Consider the following 20,173-nt stretch of genomic DNA (forward strand, 5'->3'; position numbering starts at 1 on the left):
GTAAAAAACAATGAGTGAAAAAGCATGCAGTAACTGTCATTTCATAACAAAAGAGAACATCTGTCCTAAGTGCAAATCAACAAGCTTTAGCGAAGACTACAGCGGCTTAGTAGTCATGTTTGACCCTGAGCACTCAGCTATCGCAAAAGCAATGAACATAAAAGAGAAAGGCCGTTACGCACTGAAAGTTCGTTAATTGCACGGTTAACTTCTTAACGTACCGTGCTCTTCTTTTATTGGTTGAACAAGATGACTGTAGAATATCGGGTTACTCCTGAACTTCGCACGAAATTCAAAGAACCATTTGGCGTTCTAATTAAAGGTGAACCCGCCGAAACAATAAGCGCAGTAAAAGAGCTGATTGAGAGGGAAAAGCCCTCAAGATTGATTTCAGTTGGCGATGTAGTCTCACACAATTTACATGAAAGCAACGTTCACCCGCAACTTACCATCATTGATAACAAGTATCTTAGAAAACAAACAGCCCAGCAAGAAGCGCCTGTGGAAAAAACCGTTTATGTAAGTAATCCGCAAGGAACAATAACGCAGGAAGCAATCGATGCCATCAAGAAAGCCTTAGACAAAAACGAGCACACACACATAGTTGTTGATGGAGAGGAAGATTTGCTGGTTCTTATTGCGGTTTTGCATGCTCCAGAAAACGCATTTGTGCTTTACGGTCAGCCTTATTCGGGCATTGTGCTTGTTAAAGGGACTTTAGAGAAGAAAGCTCAAGTGAGCGAGTTTCTAAATGTTATGAAAGCTTCGAAAAGCTAAATAAGAAGAATACTGTATGAAGTTACGCCTCAAGTGAACATTAATGCAAGTCAAAATAGATTCAACCAAGGACAACCCACTTCTAAAACGGAGAGAAGTAGGCTTCACTATCATTCAGGGTGCAAAAGAGAAAACTCCCGAAAGGCTAGAAGTAAAGAAAGCTCTAGCTGTTGAACTTAAAATTGGCGAGGATGTCATTTTCGTCAAAAAGATGAACACTAAAACAGGAACTAACATCACAAAGGGGATTGCTAATGTATATCAAACCGTTGAGCAAGCAAAGGCAATAGAACCGATATACATTCAAAAACGCAATACTCCACCTGAAAAACCTAAAGAGGAGAATGCATAATGTCCAAAAAACCAGCAGAACCAGTAGCGGTAGCGGCTCCAGCAACACCAGCACCAGTTGCAAAAGCTGAAAAAGGAAAGCATCCGAAGAAACATAAAGACGAAAAAGGAGTCCACGCAATGTACAAAGCAGAAGGCGACAAAGTCACCAGAACACGCCCAACATGTGAGCGTTGCGGGCCTGGATACTTTATGGCAGACCACCATAACAGGTACACTTGTGGTCACTGCGGCTTTACACGCTACAAGCAAAAATAAACACTTTTAAATCTCCCTTAGTACGATTACGTTCTGATGATTCGTAATGCTTAGAGTAAACGTGATAATTAACAGCATTTCTGCCGAACGTTTTTGGGATATTCGAAAGCCTGTTCCGCCTATTCAGATAAACACTAACATCAATGTTGTAGGTATGGAAAAGAAGCCTGATGAATCCTTGGAAGTTCCTTTTGTTTTATCAATCGCTTATAACCCCTCCATTGCCCAGATAAGCTTGAAGGGCAACGCTCTTGTAAACGGTGAAAAAGCAGAGGTTGATAAAGTTCTTAGCGATTATGAGCAAAAGAAGCCGCCAGCACAAATAATTATCCAATCAATATCTAACGTTGTCTTCATCGAGTCAGTGCTTATATCGAGAACGCTGAATATTCCGCCGCCAATTCCGTTACCGCAAATTCCTGAAGCAGGAAAACCGCCAAGCCAAAAACCAGCAGGACGAGACTACAGCGCTTAGAGAAGCTATTTAATAGGATAGCAAAAAAATATAGCGATGTTGAAGTATAGTAATTAATCGATGCTGATGAGGAAAAGAGTAAAAGTAGCCTGTATATTGCTTCTACTTTTAGCAAGTTTGTTTAGCTTGAATCTGGTAACTGCAAACCCGGTCCCTTATCCAACTGAACCCAGCCAAGAATTCCCTGTTCTCGATATAAAGTCACCAAAAAGTGGGGAAGTCTATACAGTTACCGATGTAGATCTAAATTTTACTGTTACTAAGCCAGAATCGTGGGATCGCTATTGGATGGGATTACCTGTTATAGGTTCTTATTCTGTTGGCGTATATTTGGATGGAGAGCGGATTCAATGGTTTGTTGATCCACAGCGTTCGGGGTTTCCATCTGATACTTTCTCAATAAATTTAAATGGACTAACGAGAGGCAGTCACAGAGCAGAAATAGTGATTGACGCGTTCGCGTTTTATGACGACCCTAACGCTACAAGGGGGGATTATCTCCAGAATTTTAACAATATCTCAAAAACAATATTCTTTATGGTAAACGCAGACCCACCCACGCCATCGCCTTCTATGGAACCAACAACAGAAGCAGAGCTTTTTTCAACAACGATAGTTATTGCTACTTCAGTGCCAGTAGCTGTTATTGCCATAGGGTTACTATTCTACTCTAAATGGCGCTTAAAGAAATCCCTTAAACCTCCTATTTATGGCATAAACAATTCTTAACCTAAGACAGTCAGCGCTAAAACCAAAGTTCAGCCCTTTATAGGGAGGGGGCACAGCAACGCAACAAAAGAAAAGAGTGGGTTAGATTTTTTTGGTTTTGGTTGCGGTTTCCAGAGCAACTACGCCTGGAAGCTTTTTACCCATCAAAAACTCAATCAGTGCTCCGCCAGCAGTGCTAATGTATCCAATTTTTTTGGATAAGCCGTATTCTTGAATTGCTGCGATGGTGTTTCCGCCGCCTGCAAGACTGAACCCTTTGGAGTTGGCGATGGCTTCGAACACTTTTTTAGTGCCGTAGTTGAATTCCTTGTTTTCGTAAACGCCCATTGGTCCGCTGACAACAATGGATTTTGCACTGGCAATCAACTTCGCATACTGGTCAACAGTTTTTGCGCCGATGTCAAATATTGAATACTCAGTGGGCAACTTGCTGACAGGGATTTCTTTGCGTTTGCCGTTCATGTCAAGGGCGACATCCACTGGAACAACAACCTTGTCACCGTACTGCTCCATCAATGCTTTGATGCCTGGAATCAAACCTGTTAGCTCTTTTTTCGCCAAGAAGTCCAAGTTTTTCTTGCCTAAATCTACGCCTTTTGCCGCTAAGAACAACTGCGATGTAACGCCGCCAACGACCACGTAATCTGCGATGCCATTCCCAAGAACATATTTGCTAATTTCTAGCGAATCGTCAGCTTTAGCTCCACCCATAACGTAAACAGATGGCTTCTCAGGCTTCTCCAACGCTTTGCTGAGTGATTTTAGTTCGCGTTCCATGATGCGTCCAGCGGCAGACGGCAAAACCGCGGTGAAACCAACCATTGAAACGTGTCCACGGTGTGCTGCGGCGAAAGCATCGTTAACGAACAAGTCAGCTAGAGGCGCAAGATTCTGCACCAGCTCCGTCTTTGAATGGTCTTCAGGTGTTCCGCTCTTAGTTTCCTTATCCCAACTGCGCACGTTTTCCAAAACAAGGATTTCCCCGCCTTTTAGGGCTTTGATGGCGGCTTTGGCTTTATCACCGAAAACATCATCAACGTACTTCACTGGGCACTTGAGAATCTTCTGCAATATTGCAGCGTGCTCTTTTAGCGGCGTGTAGTCAGGGTCCCCTTTTCTGCCCTGATGCGCCAAGACCACGGTTTTTGCGCCTTTTTCCGCAAGTTCTTTCAGCGTTGATTCAGCATGGGCTCGAATGCGCACGTCACTTGTTACTTTTTTTGTTGCTGGATCAATTTCGGAGTTAAAGTCCACTCGTACTAGAACCACTTTATTTTTTACGTCAAAATCGTCTAAAGTCTTATACTTCGCCATTTTCTCTCATCCTTCAATTAATTTTATAGCATAAAAAGAAAAAGATAGGAAGAATTTAAGCTTACTTGCACGTTTGCTTAAAGCTTCGCTTTCTTGCCAATCATTTCGATGAATTCAACCATGCGGTTGCTAAAGCCCCACTCGTTATCGTACCATGCGAAGACTTTAACGAAGTTGCTCTTCTCACCTAAAACCATGGTCAACTGTGCATCGAAAACGGCTGAATATGTGCTGTGTAATACGTCGCTTGAAACGATTGGGTCCTCAGTATATTGCAGGATGCCTTTGAGTTCGCCTTCAGCGGCTTTCTTCATGGCAGCGTTGATTTCATCTTTAGTGACTTCCTTGCCTAAAACTGCGGTTAAGTCAACGATTGAAACGTCAGCTGTGGGAACACGCAGGGAGTAACCGTTCATTTTACCTGTGCAGCTTGGCAGAACCAGCCCGATGGCTTTTGCTGCGCCTGTGCTGGTTGGGATGATGTTTAGGGCTGCTGCACGTGCTCTGCGGGCGTCTTTGTGGACGAGGTCTTGGATGCGTTGGTCGTTGGTGTAGCTGTGGCAGGTTGTCATTAAGGCTTTTTCTAGACCGAAGTTGTCGGCGAGGACTTTGCTGACTGGAGCTAGGCAGTTGGTTGTGCAACTGGCATTTGAGAGAATGTTGTGTTTCTCAGGGTCATAGTTTTTGTCGTTGACGCCTAAAACAAAGGTTGCATCAGGATTTTCTGCTGGTGCGCTGATGAGTACTTTTTTGGCTCCTGCTTGGAAGTGTTTGCTTGCTCCTTCACGGTTAGTGAAGAGACCTGTAGATTCTACAGCTAGATAGACTCCTAGCTCTTTCCATGGAAGTGTCGCTGGGTCTTTTGTGCTGAGAACTTTAAGAGTTTTTCCATTGACAATTAGGTCGTTGCCTTGGACTTCGACGGTTCCTGGGAAGCGCCCGTGGACTGAATCGTATTTCAGTAGGTGCGCGTTTGTTTTTGCGTCGGCGAGGTCGTTGATGGCCACAAAGTCGATGTTTGCGTTGCGTTCGAGGGCTGCGCGGTAGAGAAGTCTTCCGATTCTTCCGAATCCGTTAATTCCAACTTTTATCGCCATTAAATATCACCATTTTTGGTGTGTCTGTACAAGGGATACTGACTTAATAGTTTTTCCGACAAAAATAGCGAGCATATAAGTATATTTAAGCGTTAATTTGCTTGAGTATTTTTGCGCTGGTCTTGCTTTCTAACCCTATACAGCAACACAACAAGGGAAACAATCATCACCACGACTATAACAGCGATAATACCTACGACAAAGGCTAATGGGAAACCCACAAAGTTTGCTTCTCTTTCTGCTGTTGCAGTTTCACCCATAGAATTAAACGCCACAACCTTAATCATACGCAAACCAAGCTCGTAGTTGTTGGTATCAAACTGCCAACTAAACGGTGCAGACGTATCATTTAATTGCAGAGCATCATCGAGGTAAAATTCAAGGTAAACAACATCCTCGGAAACATTCGTGTTGATAGTCCAAAGACCGTTGATGTCGTTGCCCATGCCGTAACCGTTGTCCTTGTAGAAACTCAAACTCAACGAAGGAGTAGCATGCGCAACAGAAAAACAAGACAGCATCAATGCAAAGGAAATCAGGAAGAGACAAACTGACTTTTTGCTCTTAGGAGCCAATGCTAACACCTGCCTCAACCTACTAGCTTCTGCTATATAAAAACAAATTCCAAATCTGCTTTTTGGGCATCGCATATTTGCCGCCTAAGCCTTCGCCAACCTAGCGCCTATATAATAGGGGGCTATAGAAAAAAAACACGCGTGAACCAGTTCATTGTTCTTTCGATTGAAGCCAATTAGCAAGATAAACTTGGTTCGTGTTGCCGACTTTTTCTAGGGAAACCACGCCTCTTTCTGCTAAGCGCGCGATGATTCGGTGAGTTTTAAGCCGACTCAAACCCGTTTCACTTCGAATATACTTTTGCAAATACTTCCCATCATGAGCATTCAAGACATCGACAACTTTCCGCTCATCAACAGTCAGGGTTTTAGAAACAGACTCAAACGCAGACACACCCGAACCCAACTTATCAGAAACCACCGCAGGCGAAACAACACCAACCTTGATTTGAGGATACAAAAGATAATACCCCAAACCAACCAGCCCAATCACTGTCACAGCAATCAGCACCGCAAAGGTAACACCAAAATAAGGCAACATCGAATCAGTCGAATTCGCCACATTACCGTTCTGCCCCATCATTCCACTGCTACCCCACATGCGATGCATCCAGTCACTAGAACCTTGCGTTACCGAATTAGAGGCAAAAACCACAAAACCAACCGCAGTTAACGTCACCAACGCCGCAAGGGAAACAATCACTATGACAAGAAACACACTAACTCTTTTCATGTTATATCTAAAAAAGACTTATCCAAACACAGATTTAAGGATTCTTCCACAAAACAAACTTTTCCTCAATAAAATAACGCAACCAAAAAAACAAAAAGTAAATTGGTGGCGAGATGACCGCCAAAAAAAGGCAATCAATCATGTTACCGCTTATTCCACTTGCGTTGGCACATACCTTGAAAGATAACCTTTCGCAATCTTTGGGTTTCTAGGCTTCCAAGCCGCCAACCGCTTTTTCAGTTCCTGCTCAGACAACTCAACTCTCAAAACGCGATTGGGAATATCAATAGTTATCAAGTCGCCATTTTTGAGGGCGGCAATTGGACCACCAACAAACGCTTCAGGAGCAACATGTCCAATGCAAGGTCCACGAGTCGCACCCGAAAACCTGCCATCCGTAATCAAAGCCACACTCTCGCTAAGACCCATACCAGCAATCGTCGCAGTCGGAATAAGCATCTCAGGCATACCAGGTCCACCTCTTGGACCCTCATAACGAATAACCACAACGTCACCAGCTTTCACATCACGCCGCTTCATGGCTTCCTCAGCTTCATGCTCAGAATCATACACTTTAGCGGGACCCTGATGCTTCATCATTTTAGGCGAAACAGCTGCCATCTTGACAACTGCGCCTTGCGGTGCCAAGTTGCCTCGTAAAATGGCTATGCCGCCTTCCTTGTGCACGGGATTGTCTAGCGGACGAATAACTTCGGTGTTAATGACTTTGGCGTCCTTGACGTTTTCGCCGACTGTTTTACCTGTTACTGTTAGTGCGTCATAGTGTATGAACGGTTTTAGTTCTTTGATGAGCGCTGGCAGTCCTCCTGCAGTGTGTAGGTCTTCCATGTCGTAGACGCCGCTTGGAATCATGCTGCAGAGGTGTGGGACTTTTTTGCCGATGTCGTCGTAGTTTGTTAGGCTCAGTTTTGCGCCTGCTTCTGCAGCGATGGCTGAAAGGTGCAGGACGGTGTTTGTGGAGCCTCCTAGTGCCATGTCAACTGCGGCAGCGTTGTCAAAGGCGTTTTGAGTCATAATCTGCGAAGGTTTAATGTCTTTTTGGACGAGTTCTACGATTTTTTCTCCTGACTCTTTGGCGATTCTTTGTTTTTGGGCTCCGTTTGCTAGTGCGGTTGCACAATAAGGCAGTGACATGCCGAGTGCTTCGGTAACGCATGCCATGGTGTTAGCGGTGAACATGCCGTTGCAGCTGCCGCATCCTGGGCAAGCCACATCTTCAAGAATCGCTGATTCTTCGGCGGTCATTTTTCCTGCGAATACTTTTCCGACAGCCTCAAAAACGTTGTTAACCCCGACTTTTCTGCCTTCCAGAATGCCTGATGCCATTGGTCCTCCCGTGACGAATACGGCTGGAATGTCGAGGCGTGCGGCTGCCATGAGCATGCCGGGAACGATTTTGTCGCAACTTGAGAGAAGGACGATGCCGTCGAGGCGGTGTGCTTGTGCCATGATTTCGACGCTGTCGGCGATTAGTTCGCGACTTGGCAAAGAATAGCGCATGCCTTGGTGCCCCATAGCGATGCCGTCACATACAGCTATAGTGTTGAATTCGAAGGGTGTTGCGCCTGCCGCTGTGATGCCTGCTTTTACGGCTTCGCCCAATGCGCGGAGGTGTGTGTGTCCGGGGACGATGTTTGTGTAGCTGTTTGCTATGCCGATGAATGGTTTAGAAATATCTTGGTCTGTTAGTCCTAGGCTTTTTAGGAGGGCTCTGTGTGGTGCCCGTTCGGTTCCAAGTTTAATTTCGTTGCTTCTCATTTTGTTTGTGCCTTCTGTGTGTTAGTTTGCTTGTTGATTGTATTAGTTGGGGTTGCTGTTAAGTTTTGTGCGGCAAATATGTACGTGCGTACCTGCAAATGGCAAATGGGTTATCAGAAACAAAATTCTAATATTAACCAATGCAAATTCACTAATCAACCCCAAAAAACTGGGTGTATGCAGAGGGCCGGTCGTCTAGCTTGGTTAGGACATTGGCTTTACGAGCCAAAGGTCGCCGGTTCAAGTCCGGCTCGGCCCACCATTGTTTCGGTTTTTTTCTAGTAGTAGAAGAAAGTGGCTCCCTTACTCATCATCTACCAGTGGACTTGTCTAGGCGTTGCTTTTTTGTGTCTGCGTCTGGTTTGGGTTGCTGTTTGGTTGTGGAGGTGCACAAGCAGTATTGGGCAAATATGGTTGTTAATATGGCTGTTGTGTCCCTGTTTTATTGCTGTTTTGTCCTTTGTGCCCGTTATGGTTTTATACACTGTCAGCATACAAAACAAAAGAAGAGAGAAAAAACTATGTCCGATACTGGTGTAACCGTCAAGAAAAACCAAGACTTCAACGAATGGTACGTTGAAGTAGTTTTGAAAGCTGGACTTGCTGATTACGCGCCCGTTAAAGGTTGCATGATTATCCGCGAGGACGCTTATGCGGTTTGGGAGAAAATTCAAGAAATCCTCAACTGCAAAATTAGAGCCACAGGACACCGCAACGTGTATTTTCCGTTGTTCATCCCTGAAGCGTTCCTCAAAAAAGAAGCCGAACACTTCGAAGGCTTCACTCCCGAGGTCGCTTGGATAACGCAGGGCGGAGACACGCCGCTTGAGGAGAAGCTTGCGATTAGGCCGACAAGCGAGACTATAATGTATGATACGTTTAGCAAGTGGATACGCAGTTGGCGCGATTTGCCCATCAAAATTAACCAGTGGTGCAACATTGTGCGGTGGGAAACCAAAGCCACCAAGCTGTTCTTGCGCACACGAGAGTTTCTCTGGCAGGAAGGGCACACCGCACACGCCAGCAGTGAAGAAGCTGAAGCTGAGGTCATGTACGCGCTAAACGAGTACAAAGACTTAATGGAAAATTACCTTGCCATCCCCGTCCTAATTGGCGTGAAGAGTGATAGCGAAAAGTTTGCAGGAGCACTCTACACAACCGCGCTGGAAGCCATCATGCCTGACGGGAAGGCGTTGCAGATGGGAACCAGCCACAACTTGGGGCAGCATTTCGCTAAAGTGTTTGACATAAAATACATCGGTGAAGACAAACAAGACCACTACGTTTGGCAAACCAGTTGGGGCATCACAACAAGACTCATCGGTGCCATGATAATGGTACACGGTGACGACAAAGGCTTGATTATGCCTCCCAAAGTTGCGCCAGTGCATGTTGTCATCGTTCCTATACCGTTTAAGGGAGCAGAGCCCGAAGCAATCGCCGCCAAAGCCAAAGAAATCGCAGACACCCTCAAAGCCAAATGCTTAAGCGTAATCCTTGACGACCGACAAGAATACACGCCGGGCTGGAAGTTTAACCAGTGGGAACTCAAAGGCGTCCCCATCCGCATAGAAATTGGTCCAAGAGACCTCAAACAAGGACAAGTCGTAATGGTCAGACGCGATACTGGTCAAAAGACCCCTGTAAAAGAAGCTGACATCCCAGCTACGGTGGACAAGCTTCTGCAGGAAATACAAGACAATATGCTAGCTAAAGCCAAAGCAATCTTACAAGACAAAACTACCCTTGTGCAAAGTTACGATGAATTTAAGAAAGTGATTGAGGAGAAAGGCGGCTTCCTAAAGGCAGCATGGTGCGGCAACCCTGAATGCGAAGCAAAAATCAAGGATGAAACAGGCGCAACCATCAGGGTCATACCGTTCCAGAAGGAAGAGCCAAAGACAAACTGCATTATCTGCGGACAAAAAGCCAAGGATACAGCATATTTCGCAAGGTCATACTAAAAGCTACTCTTCCAGTTTCACATGGATGGCTAGTTGCTGAGCCTCAGCTTGCAAACCCAATTTTTGCAAAGTTGATTTTTTCGGAATTCCGCTGTCGTCCCAGCTCCGCTTAGCATAATAAGCGCTAAGCATGCTGTGGTATTTTTCTAAATTGAGCACTGAGCCTTCCAATCGACCTGCAACGAGGGGCTCTTTAAACCACCGCATAGGCGGAACATCCAAATCCCGATTCCACTTCTGTCCGTACTCTCTGATCCAGAAAGCGCGAATCAAGTTGAGTATGCGGTCGCTGATTTCGTTTATGCGTTGCAAAGAAAAGTCTACTCCTGTTGCTGCCTTTAGGTATTTATGGTACCACTCCAGCGCCAACCCCAGCGAGTTGTAGGGGAAACGGCAAACTCCAACCGCTTCGAAAAATCCACCGCGAATAAGTTGAGTCTGAACTAGAAAATCAGCTTTTGCTGAGTCGTAGTTTTCTCTGCCTGCTTTAATTTCCCAAGTAATCAGCCAAGCATCTTTGTGGTGAGCACCAATACTACTTGTGCCATAAGCCAAAGCCATCCCAGGCGCAGCGTGGCAGTCGTAAGCGCTGATTTCTAAGCCTTTAACGTGCATTGCCCAATCACTTGACTCCCCACCAATAGCGGTCGCGGCGGAGCGAACGCCCTCAGCCAAAACAGCGCCGACACCACGCCTGTAAGCAATATCAAAAATCAATGTTTTGATTGCGTCAAAATCGCCCCAGCTGATTTTGTCGGCTATTAGTCCTTTTTCGCTGGCTTCCATGGCAAAACCAAGCACGTTGCCAAGAGAAATACTATCAAACCCAAACTCATCCGCCAAGCGGTTCAAGGTGGAAACCTGCGATAGATTGCCAAGACCGATATTTGAGCCCAGCATTACCACGTTCTCATAATCAAGCTCTGCGTCTTTGCCTTCGCTGTCTTTGACGACGTTGCCGCAGGTCATGTTGCATTGGGGGCAACCACGGTTGGCTACTTTCATTTTTTCCATAGTAAACCCGCCAATGCCCTCAGCCTCATCAAAAATGCCCCGCCTAAAATTAAATGTGGGAAGCACACTGTTTTCCTGCGACCATTCAACCGTTGACATGGTGCCTTGTCGTTTCCAGAAGCCATAGAGCGGTTTCGCTAAGACTTCCTTGTAACCGTCCGCTGCAAGCTTACGCATTTCCTCAGGCATTGCAAGAGGAATCGGCTTTGTGCCCTCAATCACAATGGCTTTAAGATTCTTAGAACCCATAACAGCGCCCATGCCTGGACGCCCGCCAGCACGTCCCTCTTGGGAGACAACCGTGGCGAATTTCACAAGGTTTTCACCTGCTTGCCCAATGGATAATATGCCAGATGTACGTGGGAAACGTTCTCTTAAGCGTTCTTCAGTTTCAAAGGAGCTTTTGCCCCAGAGATCTTTGGCATCCAAAAACTCAACAGCGTCATTTTTTATGTGAAGGATAACTGGTTTTGGTGCTTTGCCCTTGATTATGAGGGCATCGTAGCCAGCTTTGCGCATGTAAACCGCCGCTAACGTTCCAAGATTGCCGTCGCCGTAACCGCCTGTTAGCGGGCTTTTAGAAGCTACAACCAGTTTGCCACTGTTAGGCAAACCAATAGCAGTGAGGGGTCCAGCGGCGAAAATCAGCAGGTTTTCGGGCGATAGAGGGTCGGTTCCTTCTTTGAGCCTGTCCCATAGGATTTTAGCTGCAAAGCCTCTGCCGCCCAGAAAATTTAACGCTAAACTTTCATCGTATTGCTCAGCTTCGGCTCTGCCTGTTGCAAGGTCTATGTTTAAAAATGTACCAGTCCAGCCTAACAGTTTCATCTTTTAAAACCGATTGTATGAAAAAGGAAAACGGCAATAAAAACGTGCTGAGAAAGGCATTTGTGCGCTCAAGAAAAAGTATAATAGCCCTTGCTGCACCGTTTACTGTTAGGAAGATTTATTTTTTGGACTATACAAGTGTTGTGGCTATAGGTAACACTACTTTGGCGCACGTAAAGGTAACCAGCCGAGCAAGCAACATCGAATATGCCATACGGGACGTCATAGCGCACACTGAGCATTTAGTTAAGAACGGCAAAAAAATCTACTACTTAAACATCGGTGACCCCGCAGCGTTTGATTTTCAAACACCACAGTACGTTAAAGACGCGCTCTGCAAAGCAATCGAAGAAGACAACAATTACTATTCACCCAGCGAGGGCAGGCTTGAACTCAGAGAGGCAATCGTCAGAAAAGAGAAGAGAGTAAACAACGTAGACATCACCGCAGACAACGTGATAATCACCGAAGGCATCTCAGAGGGCATCCAAATGATTCTGGCAGCGCTCGTCGAGAGAGGCGATGAGATTCTCTTTCCAGGCCCAACCTATCCGCCGTATATTTCGTACACTCGGTTCTTTGACGGCACCCCCGTCGCCTACGAAACCATCGAAGAAGAAGGCTGGCAACCTAACATCGACGATTTGCGAAGCAAAATCTCACCTAAAACGCGCGCTATAGTAATCACTAACCCAAACAATCCTACTGGCAGCGTTTACAGCGCCAAGATGATAAAGGAAATGCTTGACATAGCAGGCGAACATAACCTGCCCGTGCTTTCCGACGAGATTTACGACCAGTTAACTTACGAGAAAGAATTCGTCAGCACCGCGTATCTCTCCAAAGACGTGCCAGTGGTGGGACTAAATGGGTTCTCAAAAGTTTACCAGATGACTGGCTGGCGTCTCGGCTACATGTACTTTAAAGGCGAAGGCAAACAACTCGATGACCTGCGGTTAGGCGTTGAGAAGCAATGCAGAATCCGCCTGTGTGCAAACACGCCTGTGCAGATAGCTGGAGCAGCAGCACTCAACGGTCCACAGGATTTTGTGAAGGGCATTGTTGACCGCCTAAGAGAGCGTCGGGATTTCGCTTGGAAGCGGCTAAACGAAATCGAAGGCATCACTACGACCAAACCTGAAGGCGCATTCTACATATTCCCGAAGATTCATGCAATCGGCAAAAGATGGAAATCTGACATGGAGTTTGTGGTGGAATTGCTCAAAGAAACAGGCGTTCTCATCGTTAACGGTTCAGGCTTCGACCCAGTCTACGGCAAAGACCACGTTCGAGTGGTGTTTCTGCCGCCGATAAAAGAACTAGACGAAGCGTTCAACGCATTAGAGCGGTTCATGAAAAAGAAAGAAAAGAAAGTCGTCCACGGACAAGTGGGCTACGGCTAAAAAATTTTAGACTTTTACGCCGTTTGCTGGGTCTTCGATTACTTTCTGAAACTCAGCCATCAACTTCTTTGTGATTGGTCCAGGTTTGCCTGTGCCGATTTGGCGTTTGTTGACTTCTCGTATGGGAACAACTTCCATGGCTGTTCCAGTAAAGAAGGCTTCGTCAGCAGTGAAAATCATAAACGGCGTTAGATTGGTCACTGTCAGCTTTATGCCAAGTTTAGCGGCGAGTTCTCTGATGATGTCAGCGGTGATTCCTGCAAGCGCTCCTGTCGAAGTCGGCGGCGTCAGTAGTTCACCGCTTTTGACGATGAAGATGTTTTCTCCAACGCCTTCAGCGATGCAACCGTTATGTTCTAGGCAGATGGCTTCGTCAACGCCGCATGCGTTGGCTTCGATTTTTGCCATGACGCTGTTTAGGTAGTTGAGCGATTTTATCTCATGCGACGTTGCGTCAACTGGGTTTCTGCGTACCCATGAAAACATGGCGGTGACACCAGTTTCTTTAGCGTTTCCAGACCTGATGGAAATTTGGTCAGTTATGATTATTACTGAGGGCTCGGGGCACTTGCGCGGGTCTAACCCTAAATCGCCGACACCGCGAGTTACGACCAAGCGTATGTAACTGTCTTTTAAGTTGTTTTTTCTGAGGGTTTCAACGACGGCTTTTATCATTTCCTCTTTTGTCATCGGCATCTGCATTGTTAAAGCGTGGGCTGAACGGTACAGGCGGTCAATGTGCTCTTTTAGCTTGAACACAACACCGTTGTACTCGCGGATGCCTTCGAAGACGCCGTCGCCGTAGAGGAAGCCGTGGTCATAGACGGAGATTTTAGCCTTTGATTTCGGATAGTATTCTCCGTCAATGTAGACTTGCAATTCACTGCTCATTTGTAAATCACTTCACGTAGTGCGTTTTCATATTGTTCGATTATCTCATATAGTTTACGTCAACGAACCCTATATTTCATTTATCAGCCGTGGAATTGTGGACGTTTAGACAGGTACATCGGCAACGGCAGAGGCTTGAAAGGTTTACCAGCAATTTTCCCTGAAACTTTGGTGATTAGTTGGTCAACGGTCATGTTTTCCTGTTTACCCTTGAGTTCACGGTCACGAACCGACAGCATGCTCGACTCAATCTCCCGCTCGCCCACAACAATGATGTAGGGCACCCACTCCTGCTCAGCTTCACGGATTTTCTTCTGCAAAGTCGCCGCAGAATCATCAATGTCAACTCGGATGCAGTGCGAACTGATTTGCTGGGCAAGAGCCTCAACTTTGTCGAGGAACTTGTCAGAAAGCGGAATAAGCCTAACCTGCGTCGGCGAGAGCCACAGCGGAAGCATCGGCGCTTTGCCCGCCATCTGTTCACGGTAAGCCTTCTCAAGCAACGCGTAAATGTCCCGTTCAATGGCACCGCTCGGACTGCAATGCAATATCAGCGGGTACTGTTTTTCGCCTTTTTCGTCCACGTAGGTTATTTCGTAGCGTTTAGCGTTTTCCACATCGATTTGGTCAGTGCTGAGCGCTGCGGCTTTGTCTTGGTTGTCAACAAAGTTTAGGTCCCATTTGAGCGCGAAATAGAAGAACCGCTCGTTCCAAACCTCAGCCAAAATAGGCTTCCCGAAAGCTTGTGCAAGTTCGGTTATGAAGTCTTTGTGTTCAGCGTAGAAGTCTTTGGTGAAGCGCATGGCAATCTCGTAATCGCTCTTTTCTAAGCCGATGTTGCTTAACACGTCTATGCAGAGGTTAAAGCGCACCATGAACTCTTTTTTGGCTTGTTCAAGGTCAGTGCAAAGCGCATGGCAATCAGGCATCGTAAACGCGCGTAACCGTTTTAAGCCCACGACTTCACCGCTCTTTTCTCGCCTGAAACTGTAACGTGTTAACTCGTAGAGTTTGATGGGCATCTGTTTGTAGCTGAACTGAGCATCGTGAGCCATCAAAAATTGCCCAAAGCACGCTGCAAAACGCAAGAAAAGTTCCTTGTCTTCGGACTTAAGCACGTATTGGCGTGCAGGAAAACGGTTGAGGTAACTGGACAGGCTTGGATGGTTAAAATCGTACATGAGGGGCGTTTCAACTTCCATGCCGCCGTACTCTGCAACACGAGCGCTAACGTATTGCTCAAGAAGCGACTTAATCATGCGCCCTTTAGGGTACCAGCGAATGTTGCCTGGGTCACTGCCCGGCTCGTAATCGGCGATTTCAAGCCGCTTCATCAAAGGCACATGAGGCGGCATCACCGTCACGGCGCGGGTCTTCTTGATTTCATACTGGGAGAACTTTTGTAAGTTCGTGTGACCCTTAAACTTGAATTCCTCAATCGGTACCAGTGAGCCATCGGTTTGCAAGATATGCCAGTAAGACTTCATCGTGTCTTCGGCTTTGAGCGCCGCAGAAACTGGTTCTTCCTCTTTTTTGGCGCCTTCACTTGGGGTTTTTGCTTCTGCCTCGACGGGGGCTGGCGCGTAGCTTCTGGCTTGTTCAGCTAGGGGATGCCCCTTGATTGAGATTGTGAATTGTTTGTTCCAACCGAATGGCGCGCGGAAAGTTTCGATGCCTTTCTCTTTTGCGTAGGCTTCCATGTCCTTGATTGTTTTTAGTGCTTCTGAGGGCTTTGAGAGGTTGCTGCTTAGGTGAGCGAACGGGTAAATGAGTATGCGGTTAACCTTAAGTTTACCCAGAAACGCCCTAACGTCATCGATGGCTTTTTTCGCCATGGCGGTGTTGTCGCCTTCTTCTATGGCGGTGAATAATACGACGATTTCTTCTAGGCGGTTTTCTTTTTTCTCAGCTTCCTCTGCGGAAGCGATTTCTTTTTCGATTGGTGTGAAAACTATAAAGTTACTGTGTAATTGTAGTATTCGCATGGTAACTCACTCTTAGTGACCATAACGCCACTTATCTAATGTTTTGTCTTTTTTTGTTTTCTTTTTATATTCTTTGTAGTGTTCCCTACAAAGGTACGCACGCTTGTCGCTACCGACATTTAATCCGGCGGCTTTTACTTTTTCAGCCGATATTGAACGTATGGCTTCCTTGCCGCACACGCTGCAATTTACACCTTTATCGATGCGTCCCAAACAATCCACGCTCCAAAGGTCAGTTTACTACGTACATATAATTCTATTGCTTAAGTTCCTTTTCATACAAAGACTGTGCTCTTTGATAAATTTCTTCTTTTTTACCAAAGAAAGTAGGTCCAATTCCCTCAAGAACCTGCGAAGCGGCTGCACACCCTACTGCCGCGCACCATAGGGATTCTTTTTGTTTTAGGTATTCGCTGAGGAATGCTCCTATGAAAACGTCTCCTGCGCCTGTAGGGTCAACGATTACGTTTGATGAGCAAGCTGGAATGTCATAAAATGCGCCATCAACCGAGAGCAATGCGCCCCTTACGCCTCTTGTTACGATGACGGTTTCTACGCCAAAGTCGTGAACTGCCTTTATGGCTGGTTTGAGTTCAGATGTTCCAGTTAAAGCGTAGATTTCGTCTGCTGTTGACTTGTAAATGTTCACAAGGCTAAGAATATGGTTGTCAATTTTTGCCGTGTTAGTTACGGCGCCGTTTTCATCAAAACTCCGCACTATACCTTGAGGGTCAAGAGAGATAACATCAGCACATTTCTTTAAGTGTTCAACAGCCTCGCTTGAGATTTCGTTTGCTATGGGTGCAATGTGAATAGCCTTAGCGGCGGCGCCTGAAGGCAAATCGTCCACGGTGAGCGGTGAGCCCTTGCATTTTAGCGTCAAGATGCGACTTGACAAGTCTTTGTTATAACAAAGTTCAAAACGTGTAGTTTTTTCACCTACAACTTTATGAACATTTGAAACGTTAACGCCTTCTTTCTTGAGCCACCAAAGGTACGCTTCAGGAAAGTCTTCCCCTACTCTGGAATAAACTTTTACAGTTGAGCCTAAGCGTCTTGCGATAAGAGAAGTGTAGGTGACTGCCCCGCCTACCACAACAAAGGGCGCTGTTCTGGTCGGCAACAGAATTGTGTCAATTGAGAAGTGACCAACCACTGCCAAATCAGAAATGATAGCACCCATGTTAACTCACTCTTAGGAAGATTAAAGCACCTAGTATATAGGATTAGCCCAAGCAACAATTAAAATAACAATTAAGCGATGGCTAAAAAGCATGCTTTTCTAGTTAAAATTAACCGCTTAAGAAAACAAGAACGTCTTCGTTAAACTTTTTACTTGACACCATGTGACCTTTGCCTTCGTAGATGATTAGCTTAGAGTTCGGTATTCCAGCCGCGGTTTCACGGAGTAGCTCAACAGGACAAAAATAATCGCGGTCACCAGCAACCACAAGAGTAGACGCAACAATTTGGGAAAGCTTATTTTTGCAGTCATGCGCAATTTCAGCCTTGCCTTCAACCAACAGGTCAGCAGGACATTTGGGCTTTTGGAGCGTGCTTGAGCCAAAAAGGCTTGTAAAAAACTTTAGAAACCTTACCTTTAGTCTCCCACCAACCATCATAGGGGCTAAACTGCGAAATGCCTCTCTTGTCCTGCCTTGACTAGCCAACTCGGCAAAATGCATGTCCAATTCGGCACCTTCTTTGCTGAAGCGGTAAGCTGACATAGCTATTACTAAACGACGGACAAGCTCTGGATGGTCAGCTGCTAACTGCAAAGCAATCAACCCTCCGTATGATTCGCCGATAACGTCAACTGGTCCACCGTTAAACTCGTCTCTGATGACTACTGCAAAATCCTCAGCCATGTCCGCAGTAGAGTAACCTTCAGGCAAATCACTCTTGCGAGACATCATGTAAATGGTATATTTCTTGCTTAGGAAACTGAACTGCTTTGACATTAAGCCTGAGAGGTAGTTGCCTGGTCCACCGCTAAAAACCAAAAGAAGCTTCTCGCCTTTGCCGAAGCGAATGTAGGGAACCCCATTCTTGAAAACCCCTCTCTCAACCAAGGTTAAACCCAAAGAAAGCATCGGCAATTAAGCAAATAAGCTTTAACGAGCGGTCTGATTTTGAATATAAAAAAATTTTGTCTTTATATAGGGGGATAGGAGTAGCTGCAGAGCAACAAAAGACAGCTTACCGCAGCTTCATTAAAACCATTTCAGCCGCAAGCACCATTGGCTCCCATGTTTCGCAGAGCGGTGGCGCATAGGCAGTGTCCGCTTTTGCAAGTTCACGTACTGTCATACCTTTTTGGATGGCGAAACTGAGGCAGTTTATGCGTTGAGTAACTTCTTCTCCGCCTATAACTTGCCCCCCCACGATGCGCTGGGATTCTTTCTCGACGACAAGCTTGACTTTTATTGGTTTGGCGCCTGGGAAATAGTCCGCTTTGGTCTTGCTGGTTATTGCTCCTGTGACAACTTCGATGCGGTTGCGTGCGGCAGCAGTTTCAGTTAAACCCGTGTTACCTGCCTCAATCTCAAAGAGACGCGTAACTGCCGAAGCTAGGACGCCGCCAAACTGCGAGTAGTCTCCTGCAGCGTTGACACCTGCAACCTTGCCTTGCCGAACAGCGATTGTGCCGAGTTGTGCACACATGGGTTTGTGAGTTATGATGTTTGGTGCTTCAGCGCAATCGCCAACAGCATAAACGTCTTTGACATCAGTTTCCATTCTGCCATTAGTCTTGATAGCGCGTGATTCACCAAGCGTTATGCCTGCCTCAACAGCAAGTTTCGTGTTAGCCCGCACACCAAAAGCACTGATAAACATGTCAGCTTCAATTTTTTCGCCGCCAGCCATCACAGCCGTAACTTTTTCGTCGCCTAAGAATTCTTCCACGCTTTTACTCGTAAGAATCTTCATGCCCTTCTCTTGAAGGTGCTCTTGAACAAGCTTTGCCATGTCAGCGTCAAGCAACTGGGGCAAAATCTGCGGCAACATTTCAACAATAGTAACTGTTAAGCCGTGCTCAATTAAGCCTACGCCAACTTCTAAGCCAATTAAGCCAGCGCCCATGATGACAGCTGATTTGGCGCCTGCTTTAACGGCTTCATCGATTTTTTCGCCATCTTCAATGCTTCTGAGACTTAAGATGCCTTGTTTTTCTCTGCCTTTAATCGGCGGCATGAATGCGTCTGCACCAGTTGCAATTACGAGGCTATCGTATGGCAAGGTTTCAGCGGCGCCTTCTTTGGTCTGGACGGTGACGGTTTTTTCTTTGGTGTTGATTGCCGTGGCTTTGGTTTCAGTGCGCAAGTTAAGCTTGAGCATCTGGAAATATGCGGGTGGATAAACAATTAAATCCCTAAATGACGCAATGTGCCCGCCGATAACGAACGGTAAACCACAACGTGAGTAACCAGCAGTTTTCTCTTGGGTTACAAGGGTAATTTCTGCGGTGCGGTCTTTCTTGCGTGCGGCTGAGGCTGCTTCAACACCTGCAGCGTTAGCTCCGATGACGATTATGCGTCTAGCCATGCATTTGTCGCCTTCAACTTTAGCATTGCCCAGCAGCTTGAGCTTTGTGCCATTCAACTGCTTTGATGAAGTCCATTAGGTTGGCGAGTTCTGCTTGCAGGTTTGAGGGTTTAACGACCAGTAACCAGCCTTTTTCGTAGGGGTCTTCGTTTAGTGTTTCTGGTTTAGATTGAACTTCATCGTTGACTTCTTCGATGGTTCCGCTGACTGGCGCAACAAGGTCTGAAACAGCTTTTACGGATTCTAGGGTTCCATACGGCTCGTTTTGTTTAACTTCGCTTCCTGCGCTTGGAAGTTCAGCGTAAACAATCTCACGCAGTGACTTTTGTGCGTAGTCAGTTATACCGATACGGACTTTGTCTCCTTCGATTTTTACCCATTCAAAATCTTTCGAGAAATAGAGGCCTTCTGGCACTTCGTATGCTTCAACTTTTACCATGCGTTTGAACCTTCT

Annotated in this window: 21 protein-coding genes and 1 tRNA gene; 9 read left to right on the top strand and 13 right to left on the bottom strand. The window is 46.1% G+C overall.

Annotated features, from left to right (window positions below):
* Positions 1-10 precede the first annotated feature (10 nt).
* The 6 genes from NWE95_10840 to NWE95_10865 all read left to right on the top strand — a co-directional run bounded on the left by NWE95_10840 (position 11) and on the right by NWE95_10865 (position 2,590).
* Entirely contained in the window at positions 11-196 is a 186-nt protein-coding gene (locus NWE95_10840; GenBank protein ID MCW4004395.1) for a DNA-directed RNA polymerase, subunit E'', read from the top strand.
* Between the two features lie 53 nt (positions 197-249).
* Positions 250-777, top strand: a complete 528-nt coding sequence (locus NWE95_10845; protein ID MCW4004396.1) for a DUF359 domain-containing protein — start codon at positions 250-252, stop codon at positions 775-777.
* Between the two features lie 43 nt (positions 778-820).
* Complete coding sequence (gene rps24e / locus NWE95_10850) at positions 821-1,129, top strand: 30S ribosomal protein S24e (protein ID MCW4004397.1); 309 nt, start codon at positions 821-823, stop codon at positions 1,127-1,129.
* Positions 1,129-1,386, top strand: coding sequence for a 30S ribosomal protein S27ae (locus NWE95_10855; GenBank protein ID MCW4004398.1), 258 nt, complete (start codon positions 1,129-1,131; stop codon positions 1,384-1,386). The genes rps24e and NWE95_10855 overlap by 1 nt, the downstream gene beginning before the upstream one ends.
* A 46-nt stretch (positions 1,387-1,432) precedes the next feature.
* Entirely contained in the window at positions 1,433-1,861 is a 429-nt protein-coding gene (locus tag NWE95_10860; protein MCW4004399.1) for a hypothetical protein, read from the top strand.
* A gap of 126 nt (positions 1,862-1,987) precedes the next feature.
* On the top strand, positions 1,988-2,590 hold the full coding sequence (locus tag NWE95_10865; protein ID MCW4004400.1) for a hypothetical protein: 603 nt from the start codon (positions 1,988-1,990) through the stop codon (positions 2,588-2,590).
* Positions 2,591-2,671: 81 nt separating this feature from the next.
* On the opposite strand, the gene NWE95_10870 is transcribed toward NWE95_10865, so the two are convergent.
* The 5 genes from NWE95_10870 to ilvD form a co-directional block, all read right to left on the bottom strand.
* The gene (locus NWE95_10870; protein ID MCW4004401.1) at positions 2,672-3,904 is read right to left on the bottom strand and encodes a phosphoglycerate kinase; all 1,233 of its coding nucleotides are present in this window, start codon (positions 3,902-3,904) and stop codon (positions 2,672-2,674) included.
* A 77-nt stretch (positions 3,905-3,981) separates the two neighbouring features.
* Entirely contained in the window at positions 3,982-5,001 is a 1,020-nt protein-coding gene (gap, locus tag NWE95_10875) for a type I glyceraldehyde-3-phosphate dehydrogenase (GenBank protein ID MCW4004402.1), read from the bottom strand.
* A gap of 92 nt (positions 5,002-5,093) precedes the next feature.
* Positions 5,094-5,576, bottom strand: coding sequence for a hypothetical protein (locus tag NWE95_10880; GenBank protein ID MCW4004403.1), 483 nt, complete (start codon positions 5,574-5,576; stop codon positions 5,094-5,096).
* A gap of 151 nt (positions 5,577-5,727) precedes the next feature.
* Positions 5,728-6,309: a hypothetical protein gene (locus NWE95_10885; GenBank protein MCW4004404.1), complete on the bottom strand. Its 582-nt coding sequence runs from the start codon at positions 6,307-6,309 to the stop codon at positions 5,728-5,730.
* A gap of 150 nt (positions 6,310-6,459) precedes the next feature.
* A complete protein-coding gene (gene ilvD, locus NWE95_10890; protein MCW4004405.1) occupies positions 6,460-8,088 on the bottom strand; it encodes a dihydroxy-acid dehydratase in 1,629 nt (542 codons plus the stop codon).
* Positions 8,089-8,272: 184 nt separating this feature from the next.
* Here ilvD and NWE95_10895 point away from each other — a divergent pair.
* Positions 8,273-8,350, top strand: a tRNA-Val gene (locus tag NWE95_10895).
* Between the two features lie 259 nt (positions 8,351-8,609).
* Positions 8,610-10,052: a proline--tRNA ligase gene (gene proS / locus NWE95_10900; protein MCW4004406.1), complete on the top strand. Its 1,443-nt coding sequence runs from the start codon at positions 8,610-8,612 to the stop codon at positions 10,050-10,052.
* Between the two features lie 3 nt (positions 10,053-10,055).
* Here the strand turns inward: proS and NWE95_10905 are convergent, their stop codons facing one another.
* Positions 10,056-11,894 carry an aldehyde ferredoxin oxidoreductase family protein gene (locus NWE95_10905; protein MCW4004407.1) on the bottom strand — a complete coding sequence of 613 codons (1,839 nt, stop codon included), beginning with the start codon at positions 11,892-11,894 and terminating at the stop codon, positions 10,056-10,058.
* Between the two features lie 17 nt (positions 11,895-11,911).
* Between NWE95_10905 and NWE95_10910 the strand changes: the two genes are divergently transcribed.
* Entirely contained in the window at positions 11,912-13,297 is a 1,386-nt protein-coding gene (locus tag NWE95_10910; GenBank protein MCW4004408.1) for an aminotransferase class I/II-fold pyridoxal phosphate-dependent enzyme, read from the top strand.
* Positions 13,298-13,303: 6 nt separating this feature from the next.
* Here the strand turns inward: NWE95_10910 and ilvE are convergent, their stop codons facing one another.
* The 7 genes from ilvE to gcvH all read right to left on the bottom strand — a co-directional run bounded on the left by ilvE (position 13,304) and on the right by gcvH (position 20,158).
* The gene (gene ilvE, locus NWE95_10915) at positions 13,304-14,188 is read right to left on the bottom strand and encodes a branched-chain-amino-acid transaminase (GenBank protein ID MCW4004409.1); all 885 of its coding nucleotides are present in this window, start codon (positions 14,186-14,188) and stop codon (positions 13,304-13,306) included.
* Positions 14,189-14,271: 83 nt separating this feature from the next.
* Positions 14,272-16,173, bottom strand: coding sequence for a threonine--tRNA ligase (locus tag NWE95_10920; protein MCW4004410.1), 1,902 nt, complete (start codon positions 16,171-16,173; stop codon positions 14,272-14,274).
* A 12-nt stretch (positions 16,174-16,185) separates the two neighbouring features.
* Positions 16,186-16,386: a hypothetical protein gene (locus NWE95_10925; protein ID MCW4004411.1), complete on the bottom strand. Its 201-nt coding sequence runs from the start codon at positions 16,384-16,386 to the stop codon at positions 16,186-16,188.
* Positions 16,387-16,429: 43 nt separating this feature from the next.
* Positions 16,430-17,356, bottom strand: a complete 927-nt coding sequence (locus NWE95_10930; GenBank protein ID MCW4004412.1) for a carbohydrate kinase family protein — start codon at positions 17,354-17,356, stop codon at positions 16,430-16,432.
* A 109-nt stretch (positions 17,357-17,465) separates the two neighbouring features.
* Entirely contained in the window at positions 17,466-18,245 is a 780-nt protein-coding gene (locus NWE95_10935) for an alpha/beta hydrolase (GenBank protein MCW4004413.1), read from the bottom strand.
* 127 nt (positions 18,246-18,372) lie between these two features.
* The gene (locus NWE95_10940; GenBank protein ID MCW4004414.1) at positions 18,373-19,719 is read right to left on the bottom strand and encodes an FAD-dependent oxidoreductase; all 1,347 of its coding nucleotides are present in this window, start codon (positions 19,717-19,719) and stop codon (positions 18,373-18,375) included.
* Between the two features lie 19 nt (positions 19,720-19,738).
* Entirely contained in the window at positions 19,739-20,158 is a 420-nt protein-coding gene (gcvH, locus tag NWE95_10945) for a glycine cleavage system protein GcvH (GenBank protein MCW4004415.1), read from the bottom strand.
* Positions 20,159-20,173: the final 15 nt, after the last annotated feature.

Source organism: Candidatus Bathyarchaeota archaeon (assembly GCA_026014725.1).
In the GTDB taxonomy this organism is placed as follows: domain Archaea; phylum Thermoproteota; class Bathyarchaeia; order Bathyarchaeales; family Bathycorpusculaceae; genus Bathycorpusculum.